Source organism: Brevundimonas sp. UBA2503 (assembly GCF_002341485.1).
In the GTDB taxonomy this organism is placed as follows: Bacteria; Pseudomonadota; Alphaproteobacteria; order Caulobacterales; family Caulobacteraceae; genus Brevundimonas; species Brevundimonas halotolerans.
Window position 1 is genome coordinate 186330 of record NZ_DDOD01000025.1, and the last position, 14652, is coordinate 200981.

General features: G+C 67.8%; 18 protein-coding genes. 10 read left to right on the forward strand and 8 right to left on the reverse strand.

Annotated elements, in window-relative coordinates:
• Positions 1 to 43: 43 nt before the first annotated feature.
• From B4K74_RS12365 to B4K74_RS12375, 3 genes are all read right to left on the reverse strand, one after another.
• On the reverse strand, positions 44 to 655 hold the full coding sequence (locus B4K74_RS12365; RefSeq protein ID WP_286693191.1) for a DUF6655 family protein: 612 nt from the start codon (positions 653 to 655) through the stop codon (positions 44 to 46).
• Positions 652 to 1092, reverse strand: a complete 441-nt coding sequence (locus B4K74_RS12370; protein ID WP_286693192.1) for a VOC family protein — start codon at positions 1090 to 1092, stop codon at positions 652 to 654. Before B4K74_RS12370 ends, B4K74_RS12365 begins: the two co-directional genes overlap by 4 nt.
• Before the next feature lie 116 nt (positions 1093 to 1208).
• A complete protein-coding gene (locus B4K74_RS12375; protein ID WP_286693193.1) occupies positions 1209 to 1457 on the reverse strand; it encodes a zinc-finger domain-containing protein in 249 nt (82 codons plus the stop codon).
• Positions 1458 to 1550: 93 nt separating this feature from the next.
• On the opposite strand from B4K74_RS12375, the gene B4K74_RS12380 reads away from it, so the two are divergent.
• Positions 1551 to 2525, forward strand: a complete 975-nt coding sequence (locus B4K74_RS12380; protein ID WP_286693194.1) for an ABC transporter ATP-binding protein — start codon at positions 1551 to 1553, stop codon at positions 2523 to 2525.
• Positions 2526 to 2532: 7 nt separating this feature from the next.
• Here B4K74_RS12380 and B4K74_RS12385 read toward each other — a convergent pair whose 3' ends face one another.
• The 3 genes from B4K74_RS12385 to B4K74_RS12395 are packed head-to-tail and all read right to left on the reverse strand — an operon-like array spanning position 2533 to position 4916.
• Positions 2533 to 2880, reverse strand: a complete 348-nt coding sequence (locus tag B4K74_RS12385) for a Tat pathway signal protein (RefSeq protein WP_123285979.1) — start codon at positions 2878 to 2880, stop codon at positions 2533 to 2535.
• A 57-nt stretch (positions 2881 to 2937) separates the two neighbouring features.
• Positions 2938 to 3942, reverse strand: a complete 1005-nt coding sequence (gene bioB / locus B4K74_RS12390) for a biotin synthase BioB (protein WP_286693195.1) — start codon at positions 3940 to 3942, stop codon at positions 2938 to 2940.
• Between the two features lie 44 nt (positions 3943 to 3986).
• Positions 3987 to 4916 (reverse strand): aspartyl protease family protein, encoded by a 930-nt coding sequence (locus tag B4K74_RS12395; RefSeq protein ID WP_286693196.1) that lies wholly within the window; start codon positions 4914 to 4916, stop codon positions 3987 to 3989.
• Positions 4917 to 5099: 183 nt separating this feature from the next.
• Here B4K74_RS12395 and ahcY point away from each other — a divergent pair, with 183 nt between their 5' ends.
• The 3 genes from ahcY (at position 5100) to B4K74_RS12410 (ending at position 7342) form a co-directional block, all read left to right on the forward strand.
• The gene (gene ahcY / locus B4K74_RS12400; protein WP_123286027.1) at positions 5100 to 6491 is read left to right on the forward strand and encodes an adenosylhomocysteinase; all 1392 of its coding nucleotides are present in this window, start codon (positions 5100 to 5102) and stop codon (positions 6489 to 6491) included.
• Between the two features lie 67 nt (positions 6492 to 6558).
• Complete coding sequence (locus tag B4K74_RS12405) at positions 6559 to 6765, forward strand: twin transmembrane helix small protein (RefSeq protein WP_286693197.1); 207 nt, start codon at positions 6559 to 6561, stop codon at positions 6763 to 6765.
• 4 nt (positions 6766 to 6769) lie between these two features.
• Positions 6770 to 7342 carry a cob(I)yrinic acid a,c-diamide adenosyltransferase gene (locus B4K74_RS12410; protein ID WP_286693198.1) on the forward strand — a complete coding sequence of 191 codons (573 nt, stop codon included), beginning with the start codon at positions 6770 to 6772 and terminating at the stop codon, positions 7340 to 7342.
• A gap of 10 nt (positions 7343 to 7352) precedes the next feature.
• Here the strand turns inward: B4K74_RS12410 and B4K74_RS12415 are convergent, their stop codons facing one another.
• Positions 7353 to 7694, reverse strand: a complete 342-nt coding sequence (locus tag B4K74_RS12415; protein ID WP_286693199.1) for a hypothetical protein — start codon at positions 7692 to 7694, stop codon at positions 7353 to 7355.
• A gap of 135 nt (positions 7695 to 7829) precedes the next feature.
• On the opposite strand from B4K74_RS12415, the gene B4K74_RS12420 reads away from it, so the two are divergent.
• The 4 genes from B4K74_RS12420 (at position 7830) to B4K74_RS12435 (ending at position 12606) form a co-directional block, all read left to right on the forward strand.
• Positions 7830 to 8594, forward strand: a complete 765-nt coding sequence (locus B4K74_RS12420) for an electron transfer flavoprotein subunit beta/FixA family protein (protein ID WP_286693200.1) — start codon at positions 7830 to 7832, stop codon at positions 8592 to 8594.
• Positions 8594 to 9523, forward strand: coding sequence for an electron transfer flavoprotein subunit alpha/FixB family protein (locus B4K74_RS12425; RefSeq protein ID WP_286693201.1), 930 nt, complete (start codon positions 8594 to 8596; stop codon positions 9521 to 9523). Before B4K74_RS12420 ends, B4K74_RS12425 begins: the two co-directional genes overlap by 1 nt.
• 214 nt (positions 9524 to 9737) lie before the next feature.
• On the forward strand, positions 9738 to 11237 hold the full coding sequence (locus tag B4K74_RS12430) for an amidohydrolase (protein WP_286693202.1): 1500 nt from the start codon (positions 9738 to 9740) through the stop codon (positions 11235 to 11237).
• Position 11238: 1 nt separating this feature from the next.
• The gene (locus B4K74_RS12435) at positions 11239 to 12606 is read left to right on the forward strand and encodes an amidohydrolase family protein (protein ID WP_286693203.1); all 1368 of its coding nucleotides are present in this window, start codon (positions 11239 to 11241) and stop codon (positions 12604 to 12606) included.
• 6 nt (positions 12607 to 12612) lie between these two features.
• Here the strand turns inward: B4K74_RS12435 and B4K74_RS12440 are convergent, their stop codons facing one another.
• On the reverse strand, positions 12613 to 12867 hold the full coding sequence (locus tag B4K74_RS12440) for an Lrp/AsnC family transcriptional regulator (RefSeq protein WP_123285970.1): 255 nt from the start codon (positions 12865 to 12867) through the stop codon (positions 12613 to 12615).
• Between the two features lie 116 nt (positions 12868 to 12983).
• On the opposite strand from B4K74_RS12440, the gene B4K74_RS12445 reads away from it, so the two are divergent.
• Positions 12984 to 13748 (forward strand): alpha/beta hydrolase, encoded by a 765-nt coding sequence (locus tag B4K74_RS12445; RefSeq protein WP_286693204.1) that lies wholly within the window; start codon positions 12984 to 12986, stop codon positions 13746 to 13748.
• Positions 13749 to 13807: 59 nt separating this feature from the next.
• Positions 13808 to 14485: a bifunctional 4-hydroxy-2-oxoglutarate aldolase/2-dehydro-3-deoxy-phosphogluconate aldolase gene (locus tag B4K74_RS12450; protein ID WP_286693205.1), complete on the forward strand. Its 678-nt coding sequence runs from the start codon at positions 13808 to 13810 to the stop codon at positions 14483 to 14485.
• Positions 14486 to 14652 lie beyond the last annotated feature (167 nt).

The following is a 14652-nucleotide window of genomic DNA, read 5'->3' on the forward strand; positions in this document are numbered from 1 at the left end:
GGGGTCCGGCGCGTCCGTCAGCCGCGAAGCACGGCGCCCGTCGTCAGAACTGGAACCAGCTGTCGCCCGGCTCGCGGTCGCCGGGATCCAGCCGCTGCTGACCCCAGGCGAAGATCATCAGCATCTGGTGGCTGCGGATGCGGAACTGGCCGGTCATGGGCACGATGGCTCCCAGCGCCTGACCCGTCTTCGCATCATAGACAAAGCCCGAGAATTCGGCGACGCCGACCCGGTCGCGGCGGCTGTAGACCGATAGTTCGGGGACCGAGACGACATTGAAGGTGTCGTTGATCGGCACACGCACGGCGGGGATGCCGAACACCCGGCGCATCTGCTCCAGCGACAGGGCCCCGGCGCGGATCTCGAAGATGGCGTCCGCGTCGTCCCGGGTGCGGGCGAGGGGATAGCCGGCCTGAAGCACGGCCCCGCGAATGGCGCTGACGGCATAGGGGGCGCTCTCGGCCCGGAAATAGGTGTCATCGACGAACACGCGGGTTCCCGGCGGGACCGGCAGGCGCAGGCCATCGACGGCGGCGTCGGTCGCGCGCGCCACCAGCAACTGTTCGGTTGCCGTCCGTCCCGGATTGGTCTCGGTGGTCGAGGCACAGGCCGCAAGCGCCAGCGCCATCAGGCCGATGGTGATCGGCGCCCTCACCAGCTGCCCTCGTTCGGCATGGAGATCCAGGGCTCGACCGGGGTCAGGGCCTCGCCCTCCTGCAGCAGTTCGATGGAGATGCCGTCCGGCGAGCGGACAAAGGCCATCCGCCCGTCGCGGGGCGGCCGATTGATGGTGATACCGGCGTCCATCAGCCGTTGGCAGGTGGCGTGGATGTCATCGACCTTATAGGCGAGGTGGCCGAAATTGCGCCCGCCGGTGTAGGTCTCCGGGTCCCAGTTGTAGGTCAGTTCCAGCTCGGGCGACCGGTCAGCGGCGGACCGGTCCAGATCCTTTGGCGCCGCCAGAAAGATCAGGGTGAACCGCCCCGCCTCATGGTCCATGCGGCGGACTTCGCTCAGGCCCAGATGATCGCACCAGAAGCGAAGCGAGGCGTCCAGGTCAGAGACCCGGACCATGGTGTGCAGATAGCGCATACGGTCCAGCCGGTTCGGAGGAGGAAGCAGGATAGGGGTCTTCTAGAGGCCTCTGGATCGTCCCGGGGGTCAATTCGCGTAACGGGTGTCCCGGTGCGCCTCAGTGCGCCGCCGTCCTAGTGAGCGTCATGTCGCGGGGCAGGGTCGCGATATTCGTTGTCCGTGGCCAGATCGGCCACCAGCACGAAGCGGCGGTCGCAATAGCCGCAGTCCACCGCGCCCCCGTCGCCGATCTCCATATAGACCAGTGGATGACCCAGCGCCCCGCCACCGCCGTCACAGGCGACCCGATGCTGGATGACGGCGATTTCCTCGGGGGCCAATTCGGCGGAACCGGGGACGGGAACGGGATGACGCGGCGGCATTTCTGAACCCTGAGCTTGGCGCGGAGGCGAGCGAGGCATACCTATGCGGCGCGCCCACCGGCGTCAAACGCCTGATCCTGTATTCGGAACCCCATGACCGCTGCCTCCTCGCTGCCCGACTCCGCCATCCGCATCCGTGGGCTGACCAAGACCTATGCGGGCTCGAAGAAGGCCCCGCCCAAGGAGGCGCTGAAGGGCATTGATCTGGACATCCCCCGCGGCGCCATGTTCGGCCTGCTGGGGCCGAACGGTGCCGGAAAGTCGACGCTGATCAATATTCTGGCGGGCGTGGTGAAGAAGACCTCGGGCGAGGTGTCGATCTGGGGCCGGGACATCGACACCCGGCCGCGCGACGCCCGCGCCGCCCTGGGTGTCGTGCCGCAGGAAATTGTCGCCGACGTCTTCTTCACGCCGCGCGAGTCGCTGGAAGTCCAGGCCGGCTTCTATGGCGTGCCGGCCGATGAACGTCGCTCCGACGCCTTGCTGGCCGCGCTGGGCCTGTCGGACAAGGCCAATGCCTATGTCCGCGCCCTGTCAGGCGGCATGAAGCGGCGACTGATGGTAGCCAAGGCTCTGGTCCACGCCCCGCCGGTGCTGATCCTCGACGAGCCGACGGCCGGGGTCGACGTCGAACTGCGCCGCCAGCTGTGGGAATATGTGCGCCGCCTGAACGCCGAGGGCGTGACCATCCTGCTGACCACCCACTATCTGGAAGAGGCGCAGGAGCTCTGCGACACCATCGCCATCGTCAACCGGGGCCAGGTGGTGGCCTGCGAGCCCACGCCGCAGCTGCTGCGGCGGCTGGACACCCGCAATGTCGTGGTGTCGCCCGAGACACCGATGGCGACCCCGCCGGTGCTGGAGGGCTTTGAGGTCACGCCCCGGTCGGGGGGCGCCTTCTCGGTCACCTATCGCAAGGGGCGCTCTTCGGTAGAACAGGTGCTGGCTGCGGTCCGTGCGGCGGGCGTCACTATCGCCGACATCTCGACCGAGGACCCCGATCTGGAAGACGTCTTCCTCGCCCTGACCTATGGCGACGACGCCCAGGGCGATCCGACGAAGGACTGAGCCGTCCTCAGAAGGCCATCACCGTGCCCAGCAGGAAGCGGGCGCCGGACCGACCGAGGGTCTGGTCGGTGGCGGCCTGAAGCTCGCGCGCCAGCCGTTCGACATCGGGTGGGGCGTCACCGCGCAGGCTGGCGGCCACGCGGGAAATCACCTGATTATAGGCGGCCCTCAGCCGCGGCGCGGACTGGCCGGCGCGGACGAAAAGGTCGGCATCGGCGACGTCCAGCCCGGTCTCGACGGTCAGGACGCCGCGTCGTCCGCCCGCCCGGCTGAAGTTCGCCGTCGAGGTGCCGATCTGGATATAGGTCTGTCGCGCCGCACCGCCGCCACCGCCACCGCCACCGCCACCGGTCATGGGCCTCTCCCGAAACTGCCGTCGGCAGAGACCTAACGCGCCGGGCTTAAGGGCCAGTTACGCCGCGCTCTCGACCGCCTGGGGAGGATCCGTGACCATGGGTCTCAGGTCCAGTTTCGCGAACAGTCGGGTGTCGGCGTCGGCAGCGGGGTTGGCGGTAGTCAGCAGGCGGTCGCCGACGAAGATGGAATTGGCCCCGGCGAGGAAGCACAGGGCTTGCATTTCCGGGCTCATGGCCTCGCGACCGGCCGACAGGCGCACCATCGACCGGGGGCATACGATGCGGGCGACGGCGACGGTGCGGACAAATTCGATCGGATCGATTTCGCCCTCGCGCTTGACCTGATCGCCCAGCGGCGTGCCCGCCACGGGCACCAGGGCATTGACCGGCAGGCTGTCCGGATGGGCGGGCAGGGTGGCCAGGGCGTGCAGCAGGCCCGCGCGGTCGCGCCGCGCCTCACCCATGCCGACAATGCCGCCACAGCAGGTGCTCATGCCCGCATCCCGCACGTGCTTGAGCGTATCCAGCCGATCCTGATACGTCCGGGTGGTGACGACATCGGCGTAATAGTCGGGTCCGGTGTCGAGGTTGTGGTTGTAATAGTCGAGCCCGGCGTCCTTGAGCTGACGGGCCTGATCGGCGGTCAGCATGCCCAGCGTGGCACAGGTCTCGAGGCCCAGCGCCTTCACGCCCGAAATCATGGCCGCCAATTTGGGCGTGTCGCGATCCTTCAGCTCGCGCCAGGCGGCGCCCATGCAGAACCGGTCGGCGCCGCCAGCCTTCGCCGCCATGGCCTCGGCCAGCACGGCCTGGGTGTCCATCAGCTTTTCGGCCTTCAGCCCCGTGTCGAAACTGGCCGACTGCGAGCAATAGCCGCAGTTCTCGGCGCAGCCGCCGGTCTTGATCGACAGCAGGCGGCTGAGCTGGACCTCGGAGGGATCGAAGGTCCGGCGGTGCACTTCGGCTGCGGTGAACACCAGCTCCATGAAGGGCTGTTCGAACAGGGCCTCAACCTCGGCGAGGGTCCAGTCATGGCGGGGGGTGGCGAGATCACGGGTCATGGGCGCTTGATGCGATGACCGTCGCGCGGGGGCAACCCCTGCGCTCAGATCTCCATCAGCAATTCGCCATCCTGAAGGTCCATCACCACCCGGCTGAAGACCCCCAGCACATCGACGCCGAGCAGCATGGCTGGCCGGTCCGCCAGACCCAGATGCCGGAAGATGTGGAAGTCGCCCATCAGGACCCCCAGCCGATCCAGCACCATGTCGCCCAGCCGCACGGCGTCTATGATCATGGGCCGGGCGACTGCAGCCCGACCGGTCGGAGACTGAACCGCCTGGGCCGTACCGGCGGTGCGGACCACAAGGTCGGTCGCCCCGGCTGCCTCTGCCAGCACGGGGTTGATCAGGCTGACCTCGGCCCCGGTGTCGATCACGGCCGGGACCCTGACGCCGCGCACCCGGGCATCCACGATCATCAGCCGTTCGGCCACGCCGTCCGGTTCGCGCACGACCGGCGGGGCAAAGCGGACCCGCGGGCGCTCGGCAGCCAGAAAGCCCTGCTCCTCGATGCGGGGGCGACCGATCGAAGCTCTGTGCCGACCGCGAAATCGGAATTCCAGCCGATGTCCGGCCAGCAGGTCCAGCCCCAGCAGGCCGTCCAGCCCCAGCATGCCGCGCCGGTCTCCGATGGCCAGCCGGGGATCGCGTCGGTTCAGGGCGCCGCTGCGGATATGCCCGGCCCGGACCCAGGGCACGCGCTCAACCCCCACCACGGTGTGCATATCGACCTGGCCGCCGACCGTCAGGCCCAGTCGGGAGACCAGATCCGAGGCCAGAACCGAGGCGCTGGCGGCGGTGTCGAGGGCAAAGCGCAGGCCGGTCTGTCCGTCGATCTCGACCTCGACCACGCCCCGGCCGGAATGGTCGGGATCGGCCCCGACCGGGTCCTGGGCCCGGGCCAGTCCGGGCAGAACAAGGCTGGACGCCCCCGCCAGAACCAGTCCCCGTCGCGAGAAAGCGCCTGTTGCCATGCCCGGATTGCTCCTCCCTAAGCGCACGCGGACCGGCACGCTCGCACGAAAGCGCCACGGTGACGAGCCGGGCATATAAGGATGTCCTTATGTGTTTGTTGCCCCGGGGCGTCGCGCGGTCTATAGCGGCGGCCACACCCGTGACCGGCCTCGATGGCCCCTGCCGCGAAAGAGCGCTCCCCCATGACCGACTACATCGTCCGCGACATCTCGCTTGCCCCGTATGGCAACAAGGAAATCGCCATCGCCGAAACCGAAATGCCCGGCCTGATGGCGCTGCGGGACGAGTTCGGTTCGAACAAGCCGCTGAAGGGCGCCCGTATCGCCGGCAGCCTGCACATGACCATCCAGACCGCCGTGCTGATCCAGACTCTGGAAGCGCTGGGCGCCGAGGTTCGCTGGGCCTCGTGCAACATCTATTCGACCCAGGACCACGCCGCCGCCGCCATCGCGGCCAACGGCACGCCGGTGTTCGCCACCAAGGGCGAGACGCTGGAAGAATACTGGGACTATGCCCACAAGATCTTTGAATGGGCGGATGGCGGCTATCCCAACCTGATCCTCGACGACGGAGGCGACGCCACCCTGCTGTGCGTGCTCGGGCCGAAGGCTGAGAAGGACGCCAGCGTTCTCGACAATCCCGAGAACGAGGAAGAAGAGGCCCTCTATGCCGTGATGAAGCGGTATCTGAAGGAAAAGCCCGGCTTCTATTCGGCCATCCGTGACGCCATCGGTGGCGTGTCGGAAGAGACCACTACGGGCGTGCACCGTCTGTACCAGATGGCCGAGCGCGGCGACCTGCCCTTCCCCGCCATCAACGTCAATGACAGCGTCACCAAGTCGAAGTTCGACAACCTGTATGGCTGCCGGGAATCGCTGGTCGATGCCATCCGCCGCGGCACAGACGTCATGCTGTCGGGCAAGGTCGCTGTGGTCTGTGGCTATGGCGATGTCGGCAAGGGCTCGGCTGCCTCGCTGCGTCAGGGCGGCGCCCGCGTGATCGTCACCGAGATCGACCCGATCTGCGCCCTGCAGGCCGCCATGGAAGGCTATGAGGTCCAGACCCTCGATGACGTCGCCGGCTCCGCCGACATCTTCGTCACCGCCACGGGCAACAAGGACGTCATCACCGTCGACCACATGCGGGCGATGCGTCACAACGCCATCGTCTGCAACATCGGCCACTTCGACTCCGAGATTCAGGTCGCAGGCCTGAAGAACATGAAGTGGGACGAGATCAAGCCCCAGGTCGACCACGTCGAATTCCCGGACGGCAAGAAGATCATCCTGCTGTCCAAGGGTCGTCTGGTGAACCTTGGCAATGCTACGGGCCACCCGTCGTTCGTGATGTCGGCCTCCTTCACCAATCAGGTGCTGGCCCAGATCGAACTGTGGACCAACAAGTCGAAGTACGAGAATCAGGTCTACGTCCTGCCCAAGCATCTGGACGAAAAGGTCGCAGCCCTGCACCTCGACAAGTTGGGCGCCAAGCTGACGACCCTGACCAAGGAACAGTCGGACTATATCTCGGTCCCCGCCGCCGGGCCGTTCAAGCCGGACCACTATCGCTACTGATCGGCGTCGATGCCGCACCCCGCCCGACCCTCTGGTCAGGCGGGGGCGCGCGGCCTAGTTTGCCCGCATGGGCAACATCGTCGACATTCTGATCCTGATCGCTATCGCCGCGGTCGCCATCACCCTCGGGTTCGGGCTGAAGGCCCTGTTCACCCCCGGTGACGCGGCGCGCAGCCAGTCCAACCATCTGATGCGCGTCCGCGTCGGCCTGCAGGCCGTGGCCGTTGTGCTTCTGGTCGGCGCCATGTGGTGGAAATCCACCCAGGGAGGCTAGGCCCATGGTCCTGCTCAACAAGATCTACACCCGCACCGGCGACGAGGGGCAGACCCGTCTGGCCAATGGCGCGCCGGTGTCCAAGACCGATCTGCGGGTCGAGGCCTATGGCGCGGTCGACGAGCTGAATGCCGTGATCGGCCTCGCCCGGCTGAACGCGGGCCAGAACGACCGGATCGACGCCATGCTGGCGCGCATCCAGAATGAGCTGTTCGATCTCGGCGCTGATCTGGCCACGCCGCTGGACCCGCCCCCGGAATGGGAGGCCCTGCGGATCATCGACAGCCAGGTCGAACGTCTGGAGCAGGAAATCGACTGGATGAACGAGAGCCAGAAGCCGCTCGACAGCTTCATCCTCCCGGGTGGATCGCCGCTGTCGACCCATCTGCATCTGGCCCGCACGGTCTGCCGGCGGGCCGAGCGGTGCGCCGTTCGTCTGGCCGAGACCGGCGTGGCGGTAACGCCTGCGGCCCTGCGCTATCTGAACCGGCTGTCCGACCATCTGTTCGTGGCGGGGCGACGGGCCAACCACCATGGTGCCGATGATGTGAAGTGGCGTCCCGGCGCCACCCGCTAGCCGTTCCGGATCACCGGCCCTGCTGCGCCCGCAGCCGTGCCCGCTCGGCGTCGACGGCGTCCTGGCGAGCCTTCTTCTGGGCGGCGACCTGGCGTTCCAGCACGATCAGTTCGCTGTTCTTGGCCTTGGAGGCCTCAAGCCGGCTGACCCCGATGGGACGTCCGGTGATGTCGGGGATAAAGATCGGCTGGGCACAGGTCCGGGTGCTCACATCGTACCAGTTGCCGGCGGCCTCGCAGCGCTCGCCCGGGCTGACCCAGAACTGCTGATAGACCAGCAGGCCGGTGACGATCATGCCGAACAGGCCAAGGAAAAGTATGCCCAGTCGCCGGAAGCTCAGAAAGCGATGCATGGTTGGTCCGGGGCTCCTTTGCCGGGGCGCGGCGTGGCTTTGCCGCAGTTAGCTTGACCCAGCGTTACATTGACAGGCCGGTTTGGCCGTTCCATGTCCAACGCCACATATTCCAGCGCTTCAACGGATAGGCTCATGAAGGTTCTCGTCCCTGTCAAACGGGTGATCGACTATAACGTCAAGGCCAGGGTCAAGGCCGACCAGAGCGGGGTCGACCTCGCCAATGTCAAGATGAGCATGAACCCCTTCGACGAAATCGCCGTCGAAGAGGCCGTTCGGCTCAAGGAATGCAAGGGCCACCACGCCGCCAATACGGCTGAGGAAATCGTCGCCGTTTCGGTCGGCGTAACCCAGGCGCAGGAGACCATCCGCAACGCCCTGGCCATCGGCGCCGATCGCGGCATACTGGTGCAGTCCGACACGGATCTGGAGCCGCTGGCCGTGGCCAAGGTGCTCAAGGCCGTGGTCGATGAGGAAAAGCCCGATCTGGTTCTGATGGGCAAACAGGCCATCGACGGCGACAATAATGCGGTCGGCCAGATGCTGGCCGCCCTGCTCGACTGGCCGCAGGCGACCTTTGCTTCCAAGGTTGAGATCAAGGACGGCAAGGCCCAGGTCACGCGCGAGATCGACGGCGGCCTGCAGACCATCGAGGTCACCCTGCCGGCGGTCATCACCGTCGACCTGCGCCTCAACACGCCGCGCTATGCCTCCCTGCCCAACATCATGAAGGCCAAGAAGAAGGAGATCGTCACCAAGGCGGTCGCCGACTACGGCGCCGATACCGCGCCGCGCCTCAAGGTGGTCAAGGTCACCGAGCCGCCCAAGCGCGAAGCGGGTGAAAAGGTGGCCGACGCTGCCGAACTGGTTGCCAAGCTCAAGTCCAAGGGAGTCATCTGATGGCCGTTCTCGTCATTGCGGACCACGACGGCGCGACCGTCCGTGACACCACCCACAAGACCGTGACCGCTGCCTCGAAGATCGGGGGCGACATCGACATTCTGGTCGTGGGTGAAGGCGCCAAGGCCGCCGCCGAGGCTGCTGCGAAAATCAAGGGCGTGCGCAAGGTCCTGCTGGCCGAGAGCGCCGGTCTGGGCAAGGTGCTGGCCGAGGCCGTCGAGGCCACGGTCCTGCCGCTGGCCGAGGGCTATGACGCCATTCTCGCTCCGGCCACCACGGACGGCAAGAATTTCGCCCCGCGTATCGCCGCCAAGCTGGACGTCGCCCCGATCTCGGACATCATCGAGGTGGTGTCGGCCGACACCTTTGTGCGGCCGATCTATGCGGGCAATGCGCTGGAAACCATCCAGTCGTCCGATGCGAAGAAGGTCATCACCGTCCGTCCCACCGGCTTTGATGCCGCTGAGGAAGGCGGCTCGGCTTCGATCGAGACGGTCACCGGCGGTGATGCGCCCAAGACCACCTTCGTCTCCGAGGAAAAGGTCAAGTCCGACCGGCCCGAGCTGGGCGCGGCCAAGATTGTCGTCTCCGGCGGGCGGGCCATGGGCTCGTCCGAGGAATTCCACGCCGTCATGGATCCGCTGGCCGACAAGCTGGGCGCCGCCGTCGGGGCCTCGCGCGCCGCGGTCGACGCCGGCTATGCGCCGAACGACTATCAGGTCGGCCAGACCGGCAAGGTGGTCGCGCCGGAGCTCTACATCGCCATCGGCATCTCGGGCGCCATCCAGCACCTGGCCGGCATGAAGGACTCCAAGATCATCGTCGCGATCAACAAGGATCCGGACGCCCCGATCTTCCAGGTCGCCGACTATGGTCTGGTCGCCGACTACAAGACCGCCGTGCCCGAACTGATGACGGCGCTGGGATAGGCTTCTATCGAACGCGATAAGTCAGGGGCGTGGGGCTAAGGGTTCCGCGCCCTTTTCGCTTGAGCCGGATTCCGTTCCGCAGGCTATCCGGGTCCTCCTTACAGCTTTGTAATAAATCCGGCTTTGACGAGGCTCGCGGAACCCTCTTGTAATCGACGCTTCGCATGCTCTGCCGGAGCAGGCGACGATCCGGTTGACTGGGGAGCTGACCACCATGTTCACGACACGTCTGCGGGGGTCCGCATCCGGGCCGCTCGCCCTCATCCTTGCCGCCACGCTCGGCCTGTCGGCCTGTGCCACCACGGGGGAAGGTGCCTCCTCCGACGGGAATGGCGACGCCGCCCCTGCGCGCGAGGCCAAGGCCCTGCCGACCGGCATGGACGCCGCGACCAATCCGGATCCCTATCCCTCGACCTATCGCGGCCTGCCGCGCGAGAACCTGGCCATTGTCGGGGCGACCGTGTTCACCGGCGACGGACGCAAGATCGAGAACGGCGTGGTCATCCTGACGGACGGCAAGGTCGCCGCGGTCGGCGACGCCTCGACGGCTCTCCCGGCCGGACACCGGGTGATCAATGCCGAGGGGCGCTATGTGACGCCCGGCATCATCGATGTGCACAGCCACCTCGGCGTCTATCCCTCGCCCGGCGTTCAGGGGATGAGCGACGGCAATGAGGCGACCAACCCCAACACCGCCGAGGTCTGGGCCGAGCACTCGGTCTGGCCGCAGGATCCCGGCTTCAACACGGCCCGCGCCGGCGGGGTCACCACCGTCCACATCCTGCCCGGCTCGGCCAATTTGTTCGGCGGTCGCGGCGTGACGCTGCGCAATGTGCCCTCGGTCACCATGCAGGGCATGAAGTTCCCGGATGCCCCCTATACGGTCAAGATGGCCTGCGGCGAGAACCCCAGCCGCGTCTATGGTGGTCGGGGTCGTTCGCCGGCCACCGGCATGGGCAATATGGCCGGCTATCGCGCCGCCTTCATCGCCGCCCAGGACTATCGCCAGAAGTGGGACAAGTGGCGTGAGACGGGCGAAGGCTCCCCGCCCACCCGCAACCTGCAGCACGAGACCCTGGTGGGCGTGCTGGACGGCTCGATCCTGATCCAGAACCACTGCTATCGCGGCGACGAGATGGCCCTGATGATCGATATGTCGAAGGAGTTCGGCTATCGCATCACCACCTTCCACCACGCGACCGAGGCCTACAAGGTGGCGCCCATGCTGGCGCGCGAGGGCATCTGCGCGGCCATGTGGACCGGCTGGTGGGGCTTCAAGATGGAGAGCCTCGACGCCATCGAGGAGAACGTGGCGCTGGTCGATGCGCCCGAAGGCTCGTGCGCCGTGGTCCACTCGGATGATGCCGAGCTGATCCAGCGCCTCAACCAGGAAGCCGCAGCGGCCCTGGCCGCCGGTCGCCGGGCGGGTCTGGACCTGACCGAGGAACACGCCATCGGCTGGATCACGCTGAACGCCGCGCGCGCCATCGGCATCGACGATCAGACGGGCTCCCTGACCCCCGGCAAGCGCGCCGATGTGGTCATCTGGAGCGCCAATCCCTTCTCCATCTATGCGCGGGCCGATCAGGTGTTCGTCGACGGAGGCCTGGCCTTCGACCGGTTCGACCCGACCTATCAGCCGGTATCCGACTTTGAACTCGGCCAGCCCGGCTATGGCCAGTCGACCGCCGGTGTCCGCCAGGGAGCCCGCTGATATGACCCGCAATCTTTCCTCTCTCCGGACCATTGTCCTTGGGGCCGCCGCCGCTCTGGGACTGGCCGCTGCTCCGGCGCTGGCGCAGGATACCGTCGCCGTCACTGGCGGCCGGGTGCTGACCGGCACCTCGGTGATCGAGAACGGCACCGTCGTCATGCGCGGCGGACGGATCATCTCGGTCGGCACAGGCGCGGCTCCGGCCGGAGCCCGCGTGATCGATGCTACGGGCCAGGTCGTCGCCCCCGGCTTCGTCGCGGTCGACTCAGGCCTCGGCGGCTCGGAGGTGTCCTCCGTCAGTGGCACCAATGATCTCCGGAATGCCTCCAACACGCTGAGCGCCGCCTTCGACGTGTCCTACGGGCTGGACCCCTGGTCCATCACCCTGCCGGTCGCGCGGCTGGGCGGGGTAACCCGCGCCATCGTAGTGCCGAACCACCCCGGCTCGTCCGGCGGCCACTATCATGAACAGGACACCGCCGGCGCTGGTGAGGGCGGTTATCACTCGCCCGGCCTGTTCGCGGGTCAGGCAGCGGTGATCCATCTGGCCGAGGGCGCCGACATCCTCGTCCGCCCGCGCGTGGCGATGGTCGCCCCGTTCGGTGAGGCCGGGGCCGGTGTGGCCGGCGGATCGCGCGGCGGGGCCATGGTCCTGTTCCGCGAGACCCTGGCCGAGGTGCGGCTCTATGCCCGTAACAAGGCCGCCTATCAGCGCGATGACCTGCGGCCGCTGTCGCTGTCGCGTGCCGATCTGGAGGCCCTGATCCCTGTGGCCGAGGGGCGAATGCCGCTGATTATCACCGTGTCGCGCGCAGCCGACATCCTGCAGGTCCTGCGCCTCGCCGAGGAAGAGGGCCTGAAGGTCATCCTCGACGGGGCCGAGGAAGGCTGGCTGGTCGCGGACCAGATCGCCGCCGCCGGTGTGCCCGTGCTGCTCAACCCCCTCGCCAATCTGCCCGGAAACTTCGAGCGCCGGGCCGCGCGGATGCAGAATGCCGCGGCCCTCAATGCCGCCGGGGTGGTGATTGCCATCAAGGGCAATGAAGGTTCGATCCACCGGGCGCGCGAGACCCGCTACAACGCCGGCAACGCCGTCTCGCACGGCCTGCCCTATGAGGCGGCGATCGCGGCGATCACGGTCAATCCGGCCCGCATCTTCGGCATGGACGGCCAGTTCGGGGAGTTGCGTGCAGGCGCGGCCGCCGATGTGGTCATCTGGACCGGCGATCCGCTGGAGCCGCTGAGCCAGCCCGTGGCCATCTACATCAACGGCGTCGAGCAGCCGCTGGAGAGCCGGCCGTTCCTGCTGCGGGACCGCTACCTCGGCGGGGGTGAGGGCGCGCGCCCCCCCGCCTACCCCGCGCAGTAAGGACCGTCAGGCGCCCGGCAGAAAGGGCGAGAAGGTGATGACGGTGAAGGTGTCGCGGATGTTGGGCCGGGTCTGGACCTCCTTCGTGACGAAGGTGCCGATGTCCATCTCCTTCGGCAGCTGGAACTTGGCCAGCAGGTCGTACTGTCCCGAGGTCGAATAGACCTCGGAGACGCGCTCGACATTGTCGACGATGTCGGCGGCGACGTCGTTGGCGTGCCCCAGCTCGCATTTGATGAAGACGAAGATGGCGGTCATCATGGGCGGTCCCTCCGGTCGGTCGGAGGTCTGTAGCCGAAGCGGACGGACGGAGTAAGGGCCTGGACCTCGAAGCCGAGTACAACAACCGCCGGCGGGTGCCCGACCACGGGGCCGTCATGGCGAGGTGGGCCGAGAGGGCCGAGGCGGCGCGGGCGGCTCATCCGCACGAGCGGATCGCCTATGGCCCCGGCCCGCGCGAGGTCCTCGACCTGTTCACGCCAGAGGGACAGCCGGAGGCGCCGGTCGCCGTCTTTCTGCACGGCGGCTACTGGCAGGCGCTCGAGGGGGCGGCCTTTCACGGGATCGCCCCGGCGTTCCTGAGCCACGGGGTCGCGGTCGCCCTCCCCACCTATGACCTCGCGCCGGCCGTCAGCCTCGGCCAGATCCTGCGGCAGGTGCGGGCGGCCACAGAGCTGATCCGCGACCGCGCCGGATACCGCCCGCTGGTGTTCGGCCATTCGGCGGGCGGCCATATGGCGGCGGCCCTGCTGTCCGAGGGCCGGGCGGGGGCGGCCGTGGCCATCTCGGGCGTGTTCGACCTCGCCCCGCTCATTGAGACCAGCCTCAACGCGGCGCTGCGGCTTGATCCCCTGATGGCCAATGCCCTGTCGCCGATCCACTGGCCGGTGCCGGACGGCTCCAGCCCCGGCGGCACCACCCTGGACTGCTGGGTCGGGGCCGAAGAGAGTGCGGAGTTCCGCCGCCAGTCGCAGGCCATGGCCGATCGCTGGGGGGCCGCCGGGGCCGACACCCGGGTCCGCGAGCTGGCCGGGCTGAACCATTTCACCGTGCTGGCCCCCCTGTTCGAGGCCGACAGCCCCGAGGTCGCGCGGCTGGTCGAACTGGCCCACGAAACCAGCCGTGAAGCCGCCCCGGCTTGACGCGCGGCCCGGTTGGTCGCACCCCTGAACCCGACCCCTGCCGACCCGGAGCCTGCCTCATGCCCGCCTATCCCGCCGACCGCCTGACCGTCGTGGCCGCGCTGGAGGCGCAGGGCATCTGCCCGGTCTTCTACCACCCGGAGCCCGAGGCCTGCCTCGGCATCATCCGCGCCGCCGCCCGCGCCGGGGCCCGGGTGATCGAGTTCACCGACCGGGGCGACCACGCCGCCGACCTGTTCGCCGAGCTGACCAAGACGCTTTCCCGCACCGACCCGGAGGTGATCCTCGGCATCGGCTCGATCGTCGATCCGGGGACGGCGGCGCTCTATCTGTCGCGCGGCGCCCGCTTTGTCGTCAGCCCCTGCGGCGTCGAGGCGGTGGCCAAGCTCTGTAACCGCAAGCGCGTGGCCTATATGCCCGGCTGTGGCTCGGTCACCGAGATCAGCCAGGCCCATGAATGGGGCTGCGACGTCGTCAAACTGTTCCCCGGCGCCCAGGTCGGCGGCCCGGCCTTCGTCAAGGCGGTCATGGGCCCCATGCCCTGGACCAAGATCATGCCCACCGGCGGGGTCGAGCCCGAGGAGGCCTCGCTCAAGGCCTGGTTCGACGCCGGCATCATCGCCGCCGGCATGGGCTCGCGCCTGATCCCCGACAAATTGGTCGCCGAGGCCGACTGGGAGGGGCTGGAAGCCCACATCGGCCGGGCCGTGGGGCTGGCGCGGTCGGTGCGCGGGTAAAAAAGACCGTCTGAAGGGTCTGAAGGGTCTGGAATCGGCGCCTTCATCACCTCCCCATCCGTGATGGGGAGGTGGCTCGCGGGCGCAGCCTGCGAGACGGAGGGGGCGGCGCCTCGGCCAGCCGGGCGTGCATCAGGGGCTTTGCCGGACACGGCACCGCCGCCCCC